Raw genomic sequence first — 15018 nt, forward strand, 5'->3', positions numbered from 1 at the left:
AAGGCATCCATGCTGTCTCCATCCCTCCCGGCGAACGCGTCTCCGCACGTCCCTCGCTCCATACGGCCACCGACGCGCGGCGGATGCCAGAGCCGGACGCCCTGCCATCCCTGGGAATTCTTCCCGATCCGGCGAGACGCCATGTCGCACCGGGGGCGGCCGTGGCAGATTGTGCGGTCGGGTCCGTCCGATCACGCTGGCGTTCGGGCATCGCCACGGCCACCTGCGGGTGCCGCGGCCGACCCGCAGGGAGCGCGTTCGAACCCATGAGCCTGATCGCCCGGATCACCGTCCGTCTCGCCGCGGTGGCGCTGATCGCGCTCGCCGGAACCATCCTGTGGGTGCTGCACGCCACCGATGCCCGGCTGCAGCGCGGGGCGGAGATCTCGGTCGACCGGCTGGAGCGGCATTGGATGTATCGGCCCGGCCTCGGCAGCCTCGGCGTCACCAGCACCGAACTGCTGTCGGGCTGGACCGCGCGGGCGAGCGGCAGCGTCGTGCTGCCCGGCGTGTGCATCGTGGTCTCGACCCCGACCGATCCGGACAGCAGCCTGTGCAATGCCCGCGACGGGCTCGGCGGCACGGTTCCGGCCTGGTTCGCGACGCTGTTCGAACGTTTCGCCGCCCCGCGCGAGGCGGTGGTGCGGGAGGTGGTGTTCCGCGGCCACCGGCTCGGCACCATCCGGGCGAGCGTCGATACCCAGGCGGCGACCGAGCAGGCCTGGCAGCAGGTCAGCCTGGTCGCCGGGGCGGCGGCCGGGATGGCGGCCGGCATGTGCCTGCTCGCCTGGCTCGCGGTCGCTCATGCGCTCAGGCCGGTCGGCGGCATCGTGCGGGCGCTGCGCGATCTCGAGGACGGCGCCGACGGATCCGGCGCGGCCGCCGCACGGCTGCCGGCCTCCGGCACCGCCGAATTCGACGGCATCGCCCGCGCCTTCAACGACCTGGCCGCGCGGCTCGAACGCACGACCGAGGAGCGCGGCCGGCTGACGCGGCGCCTGTTCGAGGTGCAGGAGGAGGAACGGCGCATGCTGGCGCGCGAACTCCACGACGAATTCGGCCAGTGCCTGACCGCGGGCGGCGCGCTCGCCGCCTCGATCGCCTCCGACGCTCCGCCCGAACGGCCCGACATCCCGCGCGACGCCCGCTCGATCGGCCGGTTGATCGCCGACATGCAGGCGACCCTGCGCGGGGCCCTGGCGCGACTGCGCGTGCCGGATCTGGAGGAGGTCGGCCTCGCCGCCTCGCTGCGCAGCCTGGTCGGATCGTGGAACAGCCATCGCGGCAGCCGCACCCGCTTCCTGCTCGACGTGGAGGGCGATCTCGGCGCGACGCCGCCGGCCGAGGCCCTCGGCATCTACCGGTTGGTTCAGGAATGCCTGACCAATGCCGCCCGCCATGGCGATCCCGCGACCGTGCTGGTGCGCATCCGCCGCGGCCCCGGGCCGACCGGGGCCCTGACGGTGACGGTCGAGGATGACGGCGGCGGCGCGCCCGAGCGGCTGTCCGACAGCCCCGGCCTCGGCGTCACCGGCATGCGCGAACGCATCCGCGCGCTGGGCGGGCGATTGTCGATCGGCCGGTCGGCCGGCGGCCTGTCGATCTCGGCGGAGATCCCGGTCGCTTCGACCGCCCCATCCACCCTGGCCGCGGCGGTGGCGTCATGACGGCGCTCTCGATCATGCTGGTCGATGATCATCCGATCGTGCGCGAGGGCTACCGCCGGCTGATCGAGCGCCAGCCCGGCCACCGGGTCGTCGCCGAGGCCGAGACCGCCGCGGAGGCCTACCGGCTGTTCAAGAGCGCGACGCCGGACCTCACCGTGATGGACCTGTCGCTGCCCGGCGCCGGCGGGCTGGAGGCGATCCGTCACATCCGGCAATGGGACCGGACCGCCCGCATCCTTGTCTTCACCATGCACCAGAGCGCGCCCTTCGCCCTCAAGGCCTTCGAGGCCGGCGCCAGCGGCTACGTCACCAAGACCAGCCCGCCGGAGGAGCTGATCCGGGCGATCGACACGGTGGCGCGCGGCGGCCGGGCGCTCAGCGCCGACATCGCCGCCGATCTCGCCGCCGAGCGGCTGACCCGGCGCGGCGGACCGCTCGACGAGCTGGCCCCGCGCGAGGCCGAGATCCTGCGCATGTTCGCGTCCGGACAGGCCGCAGAGGAGATCGCCGACGCGCTCTGCCTCAGCCTGAAGACGATCCAGAACTACCATTCCCAGATCAAGGCCAAGCTCGGCGCCCGCACCGACGCCCACCTGGTCTGGCTGGCGATCGCCGAGGGCCTCGTGCTCGATGGACGGGAGCCTTAGCCGGCTAAATCACACCCACAGCCTCGTCAGTGCACAGCCGCGTACATGATCTTCTCCTCGGTCGCCTCGTCCGGGCCGAACTCCTCGACGACGCGGCCGGACCGGCAGACCAGGATGCGGTCGGACAGGTTCATGATCTCCGGCAGGTAGGAAGAGATCACCACCACGGCCAGCCCCTGGTCGGCGAGGCCGTTGATGAACTGGTGGATCTCGGCGATCGCACCGACATCGACGCCGCGGGTCGGCTCGTCGAAGATGATGATCTTCGGCTTCTGCACCAGCGACTTGGCGATCACGACCTTCTGCTGGTTGCCGCCCGACAGCTCGATCACGCGCGCATTCGGGTTGATCGCGCGGACATTCAGCGTCCGCGTCCATTCCGCCGCCAGCGCCCGCATCTCGGCCATGTCGACGAGCATTCCGCCCGCCGTGCCGGCCGCCAGCGCGCCCAGATAGAGATTTTCCGGGATGGTCATGGTCTCGAAGAAGCCTTCGAGCTTGCGATCCTCCGTCACGTAGACGATCCCGTCGGCGACCGCCTGGCGCGGCACCCGGTAGCGGACCGAGCGGTCGTGCAGGCGCACCTCGCCGCCGTTGAAGAAGTTCCGCTTGGCGACGCCCGCGATGATCTTGGCCGATTCGGTGCGCCCGGAGCCGATCAGGCCGAACATGCCGGTGATCTGGCCGCTATAGACCGAGAAGGACGTGTTGCGCACGATGCTGCCCATCGACACGTTCTGCACGCTCAGCACCTTCTCGCCGACCGGCCGCGCCGCCTGGCCGGCCTCGCGCCGGTAGAGCGAGCCGGACAGCGACCGGCCGACCATGGCGCGGATGATCCGGTCGCGGTCGAAGGCACCGGCGTCGTCGCTGGCCACGATCTCGCCGTCGCGCAGCACCGTGATGCGGTCGGCAATGGCCAGCGCCTCCTCAAGCGCGTGCGAGATGAAGATGATCGAGACGCCGCTCTGCTTCAGCCGCCGCACCAGGGCGAAGAAATGGTGCTTCTCCTCAGGGGTCAGCGAGGCGGTCGGTTCGTCGAAGATGATCACCCGCACCTTCTTGCGCACCGCGCGGGCGATCTCGACCATCTGCTTGTGGGCCGCACCCAGCGCCGAGACCAGCTGGGTCGGATTGACGTTGAAATTCAGCGACTGCAGGAAGGTCTGCGCGGCGATGTTCAGGCCGCGGATGCGGTTGAACAGGCGCTCGTCGCCCAGATAGAGGTTCTGCGCGACCGTCATTGACGGCACCAGGCTGGTTTCCTGGAACACCATGGCGATGCCGTTGTCCAGCGCCTCGGCCGGCGTCTCGAAGCGGACGGGCGCGCCGTTCAGCAGCATCTCGCCGCTGGTCGGCAGGGTCACGCCGCACATCATCTTGGTCAGCGTCGACTTGCCGGCGCCGTTCTCGCCGAGCAGCGCATGGATCTCGCCCTCGCGCAGGACGAAGTCGACCTTGGTCACCGCCGGCACGCCGCGATAGGCCTTGGTCACCTGCCGCATCTCGATCAGGGCCGTCATGGCTGGGCTCCCCGTCCGGCAGCCGGCACGACGGCCGGATCGATCTCGACCACCGCGTCGCCGCCCTTCGCGGCCGCATGGACCTTGCCGCCGAAGGGCAGGCAGGTGAACACGCCGTGGCGCCGGCCGTCGGCGCGGCTGTGATAGGAGGCGACCGGACGGAGCGCGTCGTCGAGCCGCACGACCAGCCCGCAGGAGCGGGTCGGCGCCCAGGGCTTGAGCATGCCGAGATGCTTCTGCGCGCCGCCCTGCAACGGTTCAAGGAAGGTCGCCGAGGGGCGCAGCGAGGGCGCCGCCCAATAGGCCTCGTCAATCTCCGCCACCATGCGTGCCAGGAAGGCCGGCTCGCGCTGGACGAACTCGATCAGCTGGTTGCGCGGGGCGAACAGGGCGAGCCAGAAGCCGCCGGCCGGGTCCCGGTGCAGCCGCGCCGGATAGCCCGGCAGATCGGCCAGCACCGGCCGCGGCGCCTCGGCGGAAGCCAGCGCGACGATGCGGTGCTTCCAGCTTTCCGCGACCAGGATGCCGCCGGCCGCGTCGAGTGCAAGGCCGAGCGGCCAGCCGAGCCCGCCGGCCAGGCGCTCCGCCTGCCGGGAGGCGAGATCGAGCCGCCAGACCGCGCCGTCGCTGCGGCGCTCCATCAGGTCGCGCTTCCAGCCGTCCGCCGCGCGCTGCGCCGAGCCCTGGGCGATCAGCAGCGCGCCCTCGCCCGCGAAGGTGAGCGCGGTGATGCAGCGCATCGGCCCGTCGCCGAGGCGGGCGATCGTCGTCGACGCCCCGTCCGGTTCCGTCACGACGAGATGGTCGGAAGCGACCGCAGCCGCGATCCGTCCGCCCGGCGAGGCCGCCAGCGCGGTGATTTCGGCGCCATACTCGGCCGTCACGGTGCTCGCCCCATCGGCCAACCGGAGGATGCGCGGCCCGGACGAGACGAACAGACTGCGGCCGTCGGTGGCGAGGTCGTCCGGCGACGGCACGGCGGCGACGAGGCGCGCCGTCTCCAGGAGCTGGTTCGGGCGCAGCGCGCCGTCCATCGGCGGCACGGTCACGGCGGCGTCCCCGCTGCCGCGGAAGCCGTCCCAGAGGCGCTTCAGCGGACCGATCACGACCGGTCTCCCCAATAGGCGGCGTTCGAGGTCCAGGTCGGGTCGGCGCCCGGAATGCAGTATCGGCCGACGCGGTTGTTGTAGATGCCGCCGAGATAGAGATGGCCCTTGTGCTCGCGGATCGAGGTGATCATCGGATGCGCCTCGCCGCCGAGATCCCAGAGCACGTCGAGGATCGTCCCGGCGGCGTCGAACTTGATCACGCAGCCGGTATTCATGTTCGGATAGAGCCAGTCGTCGCGGCCGACCTTCTGCACCATGCGGCGCCGGAAGCTCGGCATGCGCAGGGCGAGATCGAACACCGGCGAGCGCATGCCGCAGAGCGCGCACCAGAAAGTTCCGTCCGAGGCGCGGTTGATGTTGTCCGGATAGCCCGGCAGGTTGTCGATGACCACCTCGCGCCGGCCCTTGTCGGGCCCGTCGAAATGCCAGCGCGTGATGCGGCAGCCCCAGGTCTCCGCGAACAGGAGCGACTGGCCGCCCGGCTCGACGCAGATGCCGTTCGGCAATTGCAGGTTCGGCAGCACCGTGCGCGACTGCCCGGTGCGCGGGTCGTAGCAGATGATGCGGCCGTTGCCGCGGCCCTCGAGCGCGTCGACCATCCAGTCATACATCTCGTAGCGGATCGTCGCCTCGCTGAAGAAGACCCGGCCGTCCGGGGCGATGTCGAGATCGTCGGCGAGGCGCAGGCGGCTGTCGTCGACGATCGACAGCAGGCTGCGGTTGGTCTCGTCGGACAGCTTGGTGACCTCTCCGGTCGGCGAGACCCGGTAGAGCCCCATGCCGCCGACGCAGGTCAGCAGGTTGCCGTCCGGATCGAAGGCCAGTCCCAGCGGATGGCCGCCGATATGGGCGAAGATCTCGGAGCGCTGATGGTCCGGCGCGAAGAAGCGGATGATGTCGCCGTGCCGGCTGCCGCAATAGAGATTGTCGTCGCGGTCGAAGATCACGTCCTCGGGGCCGTCGAGCTCGCCGAGGCCGATCGCCTCGACGCCGCGCAGACGGTCGTTGAGCGCATAGGGCGAGCCGGAGCCCTCGGCCGTCGCGGGCAGCGGCGGCAGGCGGAAATAGGTCGGCGAGACATAGGCGCGCGCCAGGATCTTGTGCCGGTTCTTGACCCAGCGCACGTCGATCGCGACGGCGGCGAGCAGGATCAGCCCGAGCACCAGTGAACTGGTGCCGCTGGTCAAGCCCATCCGGATCAGGCTGTTCTGGACCAGGAGCACGATGACCGCGCCGAGCATCGCCTTGATGACCGAGCCGCGCCCGCCGCCAAGGCTGATGCCGCCGAGCACCGCGGCGGTCAGCATGGTGACTTCCAGGCCCTTGCCGACATCGGTGCCGGCGCTGGTCAGCCGGGCGGCGTAGAAGGTCGCAGCCAGCCCGGTCAGCAGGCCGGAGATCATATAGGTCAGGCAGACGGTACGCTTGACCCGGATGCCGGCATTGTAGGCGGAGCGCCGCGACCCGCCGACCGCCATCACGTGCCAGCCGAAGCGCATCCGCGTCAGCACGACATGGCCGACCAGCGCGATCACGGCCGCGACGACGAGGCTCGACGGCACGCCGAAGACCGTGCCGATGCCCATGAACTCCCAGGCCGAAGAGGCATTGAAGCCGCGGCTGATGGTCTGGCCGTAGTCGAGCAGGCCCTGGTCGACGATCGCGCGCACAATGATCAGCATGACCAGCGTGGTCAGGAAGGCGCGCATGCCGAGATAGCCGATCAGGAGGCCGTTGATCAGCCCGATGGCGCCGCCGATCAGCATGATCAGCGGAATGCCGAGGGCGAGGTTCATCTCCATCGAATTGATCAGCAGCAGCGCCGCCAGATTGCAGAAGGCGAAGGTCGAGCCGACCGTCAGGTCGATGCCGCCGGCCATCATCACGAAGGTGATGCCGACGATCACGATCAGACACTCGCCGTAGATCTGCGCGATGTCGCCGAGATTGGACCCGCTCAGGAATCCGGGCAGCTTCAGGCTGAAGAAGGCGAGCACCGCCGCCAGGATCACGCCCGGGATGAGGGTGTCGATCCAGCTCTTGGATAGGATTTCGCCGACCACCTTGTCGGGGATCCAGCGGTACCGCCAGCGCGTCCAGGCTTCCGACGCCGCCATCTCGTCACTCCTCACCAGGGAAGGCCCGGCCGGCATGGGCTGCCGGCCGGGAGATCGGACCGGAGGGACCGCGGTCTCAGCCGCCGTCGCGCTTCAGCTGGTCGAGCGTCCAGCAGGAGGAGGCCGACAGGGTGTCCTTGGTGATCAGCTTCAGGGGCGTGTAGAGCGCGAAGGAGGCGCTGCCCGGCTTCGGCTTGGTCTGCAGCAGAATCTTCACCGCCGCATTCAGATCGCGCCCCTGGCCGGGCACGTCGTAGCTGAAATAGGCGTCGAAATTGCCGTTGGCGATGTTGTCGCAAGCGGCAGCCTTGTTGCCTCCGCCCTGGCTGATGAAGAAGACCTGATCGAGCATGCCGGCCTCGCGCACTGCCGCCGCGACGCCGGTATCCTGGCCGTCCCAGATGCCGATGATGCCGCACAGGTCCGGGTTCTGCTTCAGGATGGTCGAAGTGACCGCCTGCGCCTTGGACGGATCGAAATCGGCCGACTGCTTGGCGACGATCTTGATGTCCGGATTCTCGGCGAAGACATCGTCCATGCCCTGGTTGCCGATGATCACGGTCGGCGTCGCCGCCTGGCCGGTGATGATCGCCACCTTGCCGTTCTTGCCGGCGGCCTTGCCGCAGGTCTTGGCCATCAGCTGGGCCTGGCGGACGCCCATGTCGTACCAGTCGGTGCCCACATAGGCGTCGCCGTTGACGACCGACTTGAGATTCACCTGGACGACGTAGATGCCTTCCTTCTGGGCCTTCGGCACCAGCCGGTTATAGGCCTGCTGGTCGAGCGGATGCAGGATCAGCACGTCCGGCTTGTCGGCGATGAAGCCGTTGACGGCCTGCACGGCCGCCTCGACGTTCCAGTTCGGATCGCGCACGTCGACCGTATAGCCAAGCGCCTTGGCCTGGTTCTGCAGGCCGGCATTCCAGCCCTCGGTCAGGTCGAAGCCCATCGAGAGCGGCACGAAGGCGACGCGCTTGCCCTTCATGGTCTCGTAGTATTTCTTCGACTGGCCGTCGTCATAGGGGCCGGCCGCGACGGTCCCGGCAACGCTCGCCAGGACAGCGGCGGCAGCGGCCGCCCTCCAGAATGACTTTCCGATCATGGCATTCCTCCAGTTTATCGTTTTGGGGTCTGCACGTCCGCTTCCGGCTCCGGGGGGTCGGAAGGTCGGGGGTTCGGAGTGACGGGACGGAGGGGCCTCCTCCGCCTCGATCCCCCCTAGATGTCGCCATGCTGGGCCGTCTGCTCGTCCCGAGGGTTGAGCAGGGTGTCGGCCACGATGGCCAGGAGCAGGATCACGCTCTTCAGGATGCTCTGCACGGTGTAGGTCAGGTTCATGATCGTCATCCCGTTGAGCAGGATGCCGATCAGAAGCGTGCCGACGACCACGTTGCGGATGCCGCCCTTGCCGCCGGCCAGCCCGATGCCGCCGAGCACGACGACCAGGATCACGTCGTAGACCATGGTCGACAGGGCGAGCCGGGTGTTGATGCCGGCGAGCGCCGTCGCCATGACGATCCCGGCGATCAGGGCGATGATCGAGATGATCACATATTGCAGCAGGATCATCGGCCGGACCGGGATGCCGGTGACGCGGGCGGCCAGCGGGTTGTCGCCCATGCCGTAGATGAAGCGGCCGGGCTTCAGGGTGCGCAGGAACAGGAAGGCCGCCGCCGCCACCAGGGCGAAGACGATGACCGGCGCCGGGATGCCCAGCACCCGGCCGCTGCCGATCGCGTAGAACCAGGACTCGCCGCGGCCGGTATAGACCGCGTCGATTGGCGTCATGAAAGCCTTGCCGAAGCCGTAGACCACGATGCCCATGGCGAGCGTCGCGAAGATCGCCGGGATCTCCACATAGGCGATCAGAGTGCCGTTGATGATCCCGACCGCGATGACGAAGCCGAGCGCGCAGGCGAAGGCGAGTCCGATCGGCATGCCGCCATTGACCAGCGTCAGGAGCCAGGCGGCCGAGACCGGCATGGTCGACAGGATCGAGAGATCGATGCCGCGGCCGATGATCGCGATCGCCATGGCGACGCCCAGGATGCCGAGGATCGACACGTTCTGGATCAGCGACAGGAGATTGCCGGCCGACAGGAAGCCGGGCAGGAGCACGGAGAACAGGACGAACAGCACCACGGCGATCGTCAGAACGATCCGTTCCTGGCTGAGCCCTCGCACCATCGCCGACGTCTCCCCTGCCCGAAGTCCCCATCCCGTCCGGGCCGGCACCCAGGTGCCCGCCCGCCCCGGCGCCCCGTCAGAGCGGGTAGCCGGCGAGCTTCCCGTCCTCGATCCGCTCGATATATTCGGTCATCCCGACGCCCTCCTGGTCGCCCCAGCGGAACCGGGTGAAGCCCTCGGCGATACGCGAGACCAGCGTCTCGTCGCCGGCCTTGCGGCGGTTGCGCAGCGGCGCCAGCGTCATGATCTCGCCGTCGATGCGCACCTTGCGGTTGGCGGTCATGACGCCGAGGCGGACGAAGCGCGGGTCCTGCTTCTCGGTCCAGTCGGTCTGCACGTCGAGATCGAGGATGTCCTCGTAGACGCCGTCGACCAGCAGGACGCCCTCGCGCCGGACCTTGCCGGTCTTGTCGGTGATCTTGAGCAGCATCATCGCGTCGCCGTTCGGGAAATTGGCGATGAACAGCCGGTAGTAGTAGATCACCTGCCAGTAGCGCGGGCCCCAGGAATGGTCGCGCCAGCCGCGCCCGTCGAGCGTCCAGCGCTCGTCGCCGACCTCGATCGTGCCGCGGACCCGGCCATGCTGGTTGAAATGGCCGAACGAGAAGTCGCGGCCATACATGGTTTGGACGCCGTCATGGGCCGGCTCGCCGCCGTGGACCGGCGATTCCGCCTGGTGCTGCCAGGAGACGCGCCCCTTCAGGCGCGGCCCGTGGGCGAGCAGATGCTTGGGATCTCGCAGGGCGTCCGGGTCGTCGACGATGATCAGATCGCCGTCATAGTGCATCGAGACGCTCTTCAGCGGCTCGTCGACCGTGTAGCGGAGCCCGCCGGCGTCGAAGCGGTCGTTGCTGGTGATCTCCGGCCGCAGGAACTGGCAGGCGATCCGCCCGTCCGGCAGGTAGAGGCAGACCGAAAGCTCGGCATAGCCCTCGTTGACGCGGTTGCCGAGCCGCATCCAGCCGCCGAACCGCCGCTCGGGGTCGAAGCCGTTCGTGTAGACGCTCTCGTTGAAATTCGGCGAGCTGTCCGGCGCATGCATGTATTCATGCTCGGGTCGCATCACATACCGATCAGACACCAGCATCCTCCCCAGTTCCGTTTCGTTTCGTCTCTTGGCTTGCGTTCTTCGTCCGCGTTCACGCCCAGCGGGCCAGTTCGGCGCGGGCCAGGGCCTCGCGATGGACCTCGTCGGGACCGTCGCCGATGCGCAGAAAGCGCGTCTCCGCGAAGGCCTCGGCCAGGAAGAAGTCCTGCGAGACGCCGGCGCCGCCATGGATCTGGATGGCCCGGTCGATGACCGCGCCGGTGATCGTCGGCACGACGATCTTGGCGACCGCGATGTCGTTGCGGGCGGCCTTGTTGCCGAGCCGGTCCATCGCCCAGGCCGCCTTGAGCGTGACTAGGCGGGCCTGCTCGATGTCGCAGCGCGACTGGCCGATGACCTGGCGGACCGCCCCCATGTCGGCCAGCACCGAGCCGAAGGCGACGCGCGACTTGGCGCGCAGGCAGATGCTTTCCAGCGCCCGTTCGGCCAGCCCGATGAAGCGCATGCAATGGTGGATGCGGCCGGGGCCGAGCCGGCCCTGCGCGATCTCGAAGCCGCGCCCCTCGCCGAGCAGCATGTTGGCGGCCGGCACCCGCACCCGGTCGAAGACGACCTCGGCATGGCCGAGCGGCGCATGCTCGAAGCCGTAGACCCGGAGCGGACGCACCACCCGCACGCCCGGCGCGTCCATCGGCACCAGGATCATCGACTGCTGCTTGTGCTTCGCCGCCGTCGGGTCGCTCTTGCCCATCACCACGGCGACCTTGCAGCGCGCCGAGGGAGCCCCGGTGACCCACCACTTGCGCCCCTCGACGATGTAGTCGTCACCGTCGCGGGTGATCGCGGTCTCGATGTTGGTCGCATCCGAGGAGGCGACCGCCGGCTCGGTCATGGCGAAGCAGGAGCGGATCTCGCCGGAGAGCAGCGGCGCCAGCCATTGAGCCTTCTGCTCGGGCGTCCCGTAGGCGGCGAGGATCTCCATGTTGCCGACATCGGGCGCGTTGCAATTGAAGATCTCGGGCGCAGCGAGCGATCGGCCGAGGATTTCGCAGAGCTGCGAATATTCGAAGTTGCTCAGCCCCTGCCCTTCGGGACCGTGATTGTAGAACAGGTTCCAGAGGCCGGCCGCCCGCGCCTTGGCCATCAGCGCCATGGCGAGCGGACGCGGCGCCCAGCGCTCCGCCTCCGCCGGCGGCTCCAGGAGCGCCCGCTCGTTCGGATAGATGTGCTCGGCCATGAAGGCGGTCAGCCGGTCGCGCAGATCGCGCGCATGCGAGGAGAGTTCGGCGAACATTCCCAGTCTCCTGGGGCGCGTCCCGGCGGGATCGAAGCGATCCGGCCCGGACGGGCCCGCGTGAACCATTGGATCTCAATGACTTGACCATCCGCGGGGCGATGTGGCCCGCCCCGCCGGGGCTCTCGAGCCGCATCCGATCCGAAGGGATCGGATGCGGCTCCTGCATGCCTTTGTTGGCGCAAGCCTTCTCCGATCCGAGCGGGCCGCCCGGATCGGACCTTGCTCTAGGCGTTCTGCTGCCCGATCTTCTCGCGCTTGACCTGGATGCCCGCGGCCTCGCGGTCCCAGGCGTCGGCGGCGAGGCCTTCGTCGCGCAGCTTGAACTTCTCGATCTTGGAGGTCGGCGTGCGCGGCAGGGCGTCGACGACGCGCACGTAGCGGGGGATCATGAAATGCGGCATGCGCGGCCGCAGGAACTCGATCAGGTCGACCGGATCGAGGCTCATGCCCTCGCGCAGCGCGACGACGGCCAGCACCTCGTCCTCGGCGATTTCGTTCTTGACCGCGACGGCCGCCGCCTCGCGAACCGACGGATGGGCGAGCAGTTCGGACTCGACCTCGAAGGACGAGATGTTCTCGCCGCGCCGCCGGATCGCATCCTTGAGCCGGTCGACGAAGAAGAAGTTGCCCTCGGCATCCTTGCGGAAGCCGTCGCCGGTATGGAACCAGCCATTGCGCCAGGCCCTGACGGTCGCCTCCGGATTGCCCGAATAGCCGTGGTTCAAGGCCCAGGGACATTCGGTGCGCAGGATCAGTTCGCCGACCGTCCCGACCGGTACCTCGCAGTCGTTCTCGTCGACGATACGCACCTCGACCCCGTCCCTGACCCGACCGGCACTGCCGAGCGCGGTCGGATTCGGCGCCGAGACGATCGGCATGCAGATCTCGGTCATATTGAAATGGGTGTGGATTTCCGTGCCGAAGCGCTCGTGGAACTGCGGCGCGGTCTCGTTGAGTGGCACATAGGTGCAGGTGCGCAGCGTGTGGTTCCTGTCGTCCGGGCTCGGCGGGCGCTTGAGGAGGAAGCCGCCCATCACGCCGAGCAGCACGACGGTGGTGATCCCGGTCTTACGCACGGTCGGCCAGAAGGCTTCGGTGTTGAAGGCTTCGACCACCACGATCGAGCCGCCATGGATCAGCATGGCGGTGACCGGCATCACGCCGCCGGAATGGAACATCGGCAGGTTGACCATGTAGCGGTCGTCGGCGCTCAGGAACGGGGCCGATTTCGACATGCTGTAGAGATGCATGTAGGACGACATCACCCCCTTGGACGGGCCGGTCGTGCCCGAGGTGAAGATGATCGACTGCATGTCCCAAGGCGCGATCGGGCGCTCCAGCTCCGGCGGCGTCTCATCCGTGGACTGGAACCGCTCCGCCCCGTGCACGGTCAGCCCCGGCACCGGCCGGGCCTCGCCGCCGATGACGACGATCTCCTGCAGGAGGCCCAGTTCGACCTCGCCGAGGCGCTGGTGCAGGTCGGCATGGATGATGCCGAGCCGCGCCTCGGACAGCCTTACGGCGTGGCGCAGGAGGTTGCCGCGATAGGCGAGATTGATCGGAACGAAGACCGCACCGAGGAAATTCAGCCCGAACCAGGCCTTCAGGCAGTCGGCGCTGTTCGGCAGCCAGCACAGCACCCGCTCGCCCTGGCGGACGCCGAGCGCGCGGAGCGCGTTGGCGGTCAGGATCGCCTGGCGCAGCGTCTCCGCATAGGTCCAGCTCGTCCCGTCCATGAAGATGGCGAAGACCTTGTCCGGCTGTTCGGCCGCCCAGCGCTCCAATTGATGCCGCTGGACGCAGGCTTCGCGCGGGGGCATGCGCGGATCGAGATGATACACCATAGTCCACCCTCCCAGTGGAGCCGTCGTTCTTGCCTTCAGGCGTTCTTGGCGCCGTCCGCTCCGCCGGCGATCTCGGCGAAGAGCGGCTTGCGCGTGATCTTCATTTCGGCCGTCAGTTCGTCATGCAGATGCAGCTTGATCAGGGATGCGGCCTCAGCGCAGTGCGCCTCGTGCCGGCGCGGCCAGAGCAGCGCGATGGCATCGCTGATGGCCGCGTCGAGCCGGCGCGCCATGCCGCCCGGCTCCTCCGCCGGGGCCGGCTGCAGCAGTTCGGCGCAAGCCGGCGACAATTCGGGGACGAGATCGCAGATCCGGTCGAGCAAGGCGCGCTTGGCCTCGATGCGGCGCAGTTGCGGGGCATGCGCCCATTCCACGCGCGGGGCGATGTTGTTGAGCAAGTCGATCACCCCGACCGCTTGGCCGCGCGCATAGGGATCGGTGACGTTCGGGATGACGTCGGCGCGCATCGTCGCGATGATGCCGTCGATCAGCCGGGTCAGCGGGATATTCACGATGCGCGCTCCATGGCCGATTCCACCTGCAGCAGGACGCGGGGGATCTGCGCCCCCATCCCGGCCATGCGCAGGTCGTTGAAGCCGCGGCGCGCGAAGCAGTCGGTGGCGCCGTAATGCATGATGGCGAGCTTGAACGTGCCGAAGGCTTCCCAGTAGGCCATCTCGGCGAGCGTCGGCTCGTGCCCGGTCAGCGCGGCATAGCGGTCGCGCAGGTCCTCGCGCTCGAAGAAATGGCACATGTAGGGCGAGCGGCCGCGCCAGGCCTGCAGGCAGATCCAGCCGAGATCCTCGACCGGATTGCCGAGCCGGACCAGTTCCCAGTCGAGGATCGCGGTGATACGGCCGTCCTGTTCCAGGAAATTGCCGATCCGGAAGTCGCCATGCGTGATGGTCACCCGCCGGGCGACCGGCGCCTTCTCGCGCAGCCACGCGGCGGCCAGGTCGAGCATCGGCACCCGGTCCTCGGACCAGCGGGCAAGATAGCCCATCCACAGGTCGACCTGCGCCGCCGCCGTCCGGCGCGGATCGGTGGTACCGTCGATCGCGGCGACCGGCGTGCCCTGCCAGGCGAAATTGTGCAGCGCCGCCAGGGCCGCGACGAACTGCTCGCCGAGCCGGACCCGGCGCTCGTCGTCGAAGGCCGGACCGCCGTCGCGGGTCCAGGGAATCGGGGCCTCGCCGGCGACCAGGTCGCAGATGAAGAAGGGCGCCCCCAGGATCGACGGGTCGTCGGAATGCCAGTAGACGCGCGGCACCGGCACGGCGCTCGCCTCCAGGGCCTGCAGGGTGACGAATTCCGGGAAGGCACTGTAGGGGCTGAAGATGCCGGTCGGCGGACCGGCGCGCAGGATCAGGTCACGCGAGACCGTGCGCCCGCCGGCCGACCAGATGGCGTGGAAGCCGTAGGTGACCCAGGAGAAGCCGACCGTGAACCGGCGCAGGGAGCCGATCTCGACCGGGCCGCCGGTCTCCGCCGCGACGAATTCGGTCAGGGCGGCGCGGACCGCCTCGGTATCGGTCGGATCGAAGCTCCGCACGGGCGGCTCACCGGCGACCGGTTGGCG

Annotated in this window: 12 protein-coding genes; 2 read left to right on the top strand and 10 right to left on the bottom strand. The window is 68.9% G+C overall.

The window, feature by feature from the left end:
- Positions 1-266: 266 nt before the first annotated feature.
- A complete protein-coding gene (locus KL771_RS05500) occupies positions 267-1667 on the top strand; it encodes an ATP-binding protein (protein ID WP_261967533.1) in 1401 nt (466 codons plus the stop codon).
- Complete coding sequence (locus KL771_RS05505) at positions 1664-2314, top strand: response regulator (protein ID WP_261967534.1); 651 nt, start codon at positions 1664-1666, stop codon at positions 2312-2314. Before KL771_RS05500 ends, KL771_RS05505 begins: the two co-directional genes overlap by 4 nt.
- Positions 2315-2340: 26 nt before the next feature.
- Here KL771_RS05505 and KL771_RS05510 read toward each other — a convergent pair whose 3' ends face one another.
- The 10 genes from KL771_RS05510 to KL771_RS05555 all read right to left on the bottom strand — a co-directional run bounded on the left by KL771_RS05510 (position 2341) and on the right by KL771_RS05555 (position 14991).
- A complete protein-coding gene (locus tag KL771_RS05510) occupies positions 2341-3837 on the bottom strand; it encodes a sugar ABC transporter ATP-binding protein (RefSeq protein WP_261967535.1) in 1497 nt (498 codons plus the stop codon).
- Positions 3834-4943 (bottom strand): strictosidine synthase, encoded by a 1110-nt coding sequence (locus KL771_RS05515; RefSeq protein ID WP_261967536.1) that lies wholly within the window; start codon positions 4941-4943, stop codon positions 3834-3836. Before KL771_RS05515 ends, KL771_RS05510 begins: the two co-directional genes overlap by 4 nt.
- On the bottom strand, positions 4940-7063 hold the full coding sequence (locus KL771_RS05520; protein WP_261967537.1) for an ABC transporter permease: 2124 nt from the start codon (positions 7061-7063) through the stop codon (positions 4940-4942). The genes KL771_RS05515 and KL771_RS05520 overlap by 4 nt, the downstream gene beginning before the upstream one ends.
- Positions 7064-7139: 76 nt before the next feature.
- On the bottom strand, positions 7140-8165 hold the full coding sequence (locus tag KL771_RS05525) for a sugar ABC transporter substrate-binding protein (RefSeq protein WP_261967538.1): 1026 nt from the start codon (positions 8163-8165) through the stop codon (positions 7140-7142).
- A 116-nt stretch (positions 8166-8281) separates the two neighbouring features.
- On the bottom strand, positions 8282-9250 hold the full coding sequence (locus tag KL771_RS05530) for an ABC transporter permease (RefSeq protein ID WP_261967539.1): 969 nt from the start codon (positions 9248-9250) through the stop codon (positions 8282-8284).
- A 76-nt stretch (positions 9251-9326) separates the two neighbouring features.
- Positions 9327-10331, bottom strand: a complete 1005-nt coding sequence (locus KL771_RS05535) for a DUF7064 domain-containing protein (RefSeq protein WP_261967540.1) — start codon at positions 10329-10331, stop codon at positions 9327-9329.
- A 58-nt stretch (positions 10332-10389) separates the two neighbouring features.
- Positions 10390-11592 carry an acyl-CoA dehydrogenase family protein gene (locus KL771_RS05540; protein WP_261967541.1) on the bottom strand — a complete coding sequence of 401 codons (1203 nt, stop codon included), beginning with the start codon at positions 11590-11592 and terminating at the stop codon, positions 10390-10392.
- A gap of 227 nt (positions 11593-11819) precedes the next feature.
- Positions 11820-13439, bottom strand: coding sequence for an AMP-binding protein (locus KL771_RS05545; RefSeq protein ID WP_261967542.1), 1620 nt, complete (start codon positions 13437-13439; stop codon positions 11820-11822).
- A gap of 35 nt (positions 13440-13474) precedes the next feature.
- Complete coding sequence (locus KL771_RS05550) at positions 13475-13951, bottom strand: hypothetical protein (RefSeq protein WP_261967543.1); 477 nt, start codon at positions 13949-13951, stop codon at positions 13475-13477.
- Entirely contained in the window at positions 13948-14991 is a 1044-nt protein-coding gene (locus KL771_RS05555) for a phosphotransferase family protein (protein WP_261967544.1), read from the bottom strand. The genes KL771_RS05550 and KL771_RS05555 overlap by 4 nt, the downstream gene beginning before the upstream one ends.
- Positions 14992-15018: the final 27 nt, after the last annotated feature.

The organism is Prosthecodimorpha staleyi (genome assembly GCF_018729455.1).
In the GTDB taxonomy this organism is placed as follows: domain Bacteria; phylum Pseudomonadota; class Alphaproteobacteria; order Rhizobiales; family Ancalomicrobiaceae; genus Prosthecodimorpha; species Prosthecodimorpha staleyi.

Excerpts from the sequence above, each read along its gene's own strand:
- KL771_RS05505 (WP_261967534.1), top strand. The coding sequence starts at position 1,664 with ATGACGGCGCTCTCGATCATGCTGGTCGATGATCATCCGATCGTGCGC.
- KL771_RS05510 (WP_261967535.1), bottom strand. The coding sequence starts at position 3,837 with ATGACGGCCCTGATCGAGATGCGGCAGGTGACCAAGGCCTATCGCGGC.
- KL771_RS05540 (WP_261967541.1), bottom strand. The coding sequence starts at position 11,592 with ATGTTCGCCGAACTCTCCTCGCATGCGCGCGATCTGCGCGACCGGCTG.
- KL771_RS05545 (WP_261967542.1), bottom strand. The coding sequence starts at position 13,439 with ATGGTGTATCATCTCGATCCGCGCATGCCCCCGCGCGAAGCCTGCGTC.
- KL771_RS05500 (WP_261967533.1), top strand. The coding sequence starts at position 267 with ATGAGCCTGATCGCCCGGATCACCGTCCGTCTCGCCGCGGTGGCGCTG.
- KL771_RS05530 (WP_261967539.1), bottom strand. The coding sequence starts at position 9,250 with ATGGTGCGAGGGCTCAGCCAGGAACGGATCGTTCTGACGATCGCCGTG.
- KL771_RS05520 (WP_261967537.1), bottom strand. The coding sequence starts at position 7,063 with ATGGCGGCGTCGGAAGCCTGGACGCGCTGGCGGTACCGCTGGATCCCC.
- KL771_RS05525 (WP_261967538.1), bottom strand. The coding sequence starts at position 8,165 with ATGATCGGAAAGTCATTCTGGAGGGCGGCCGCTGCCGCCGCTGTCCTG.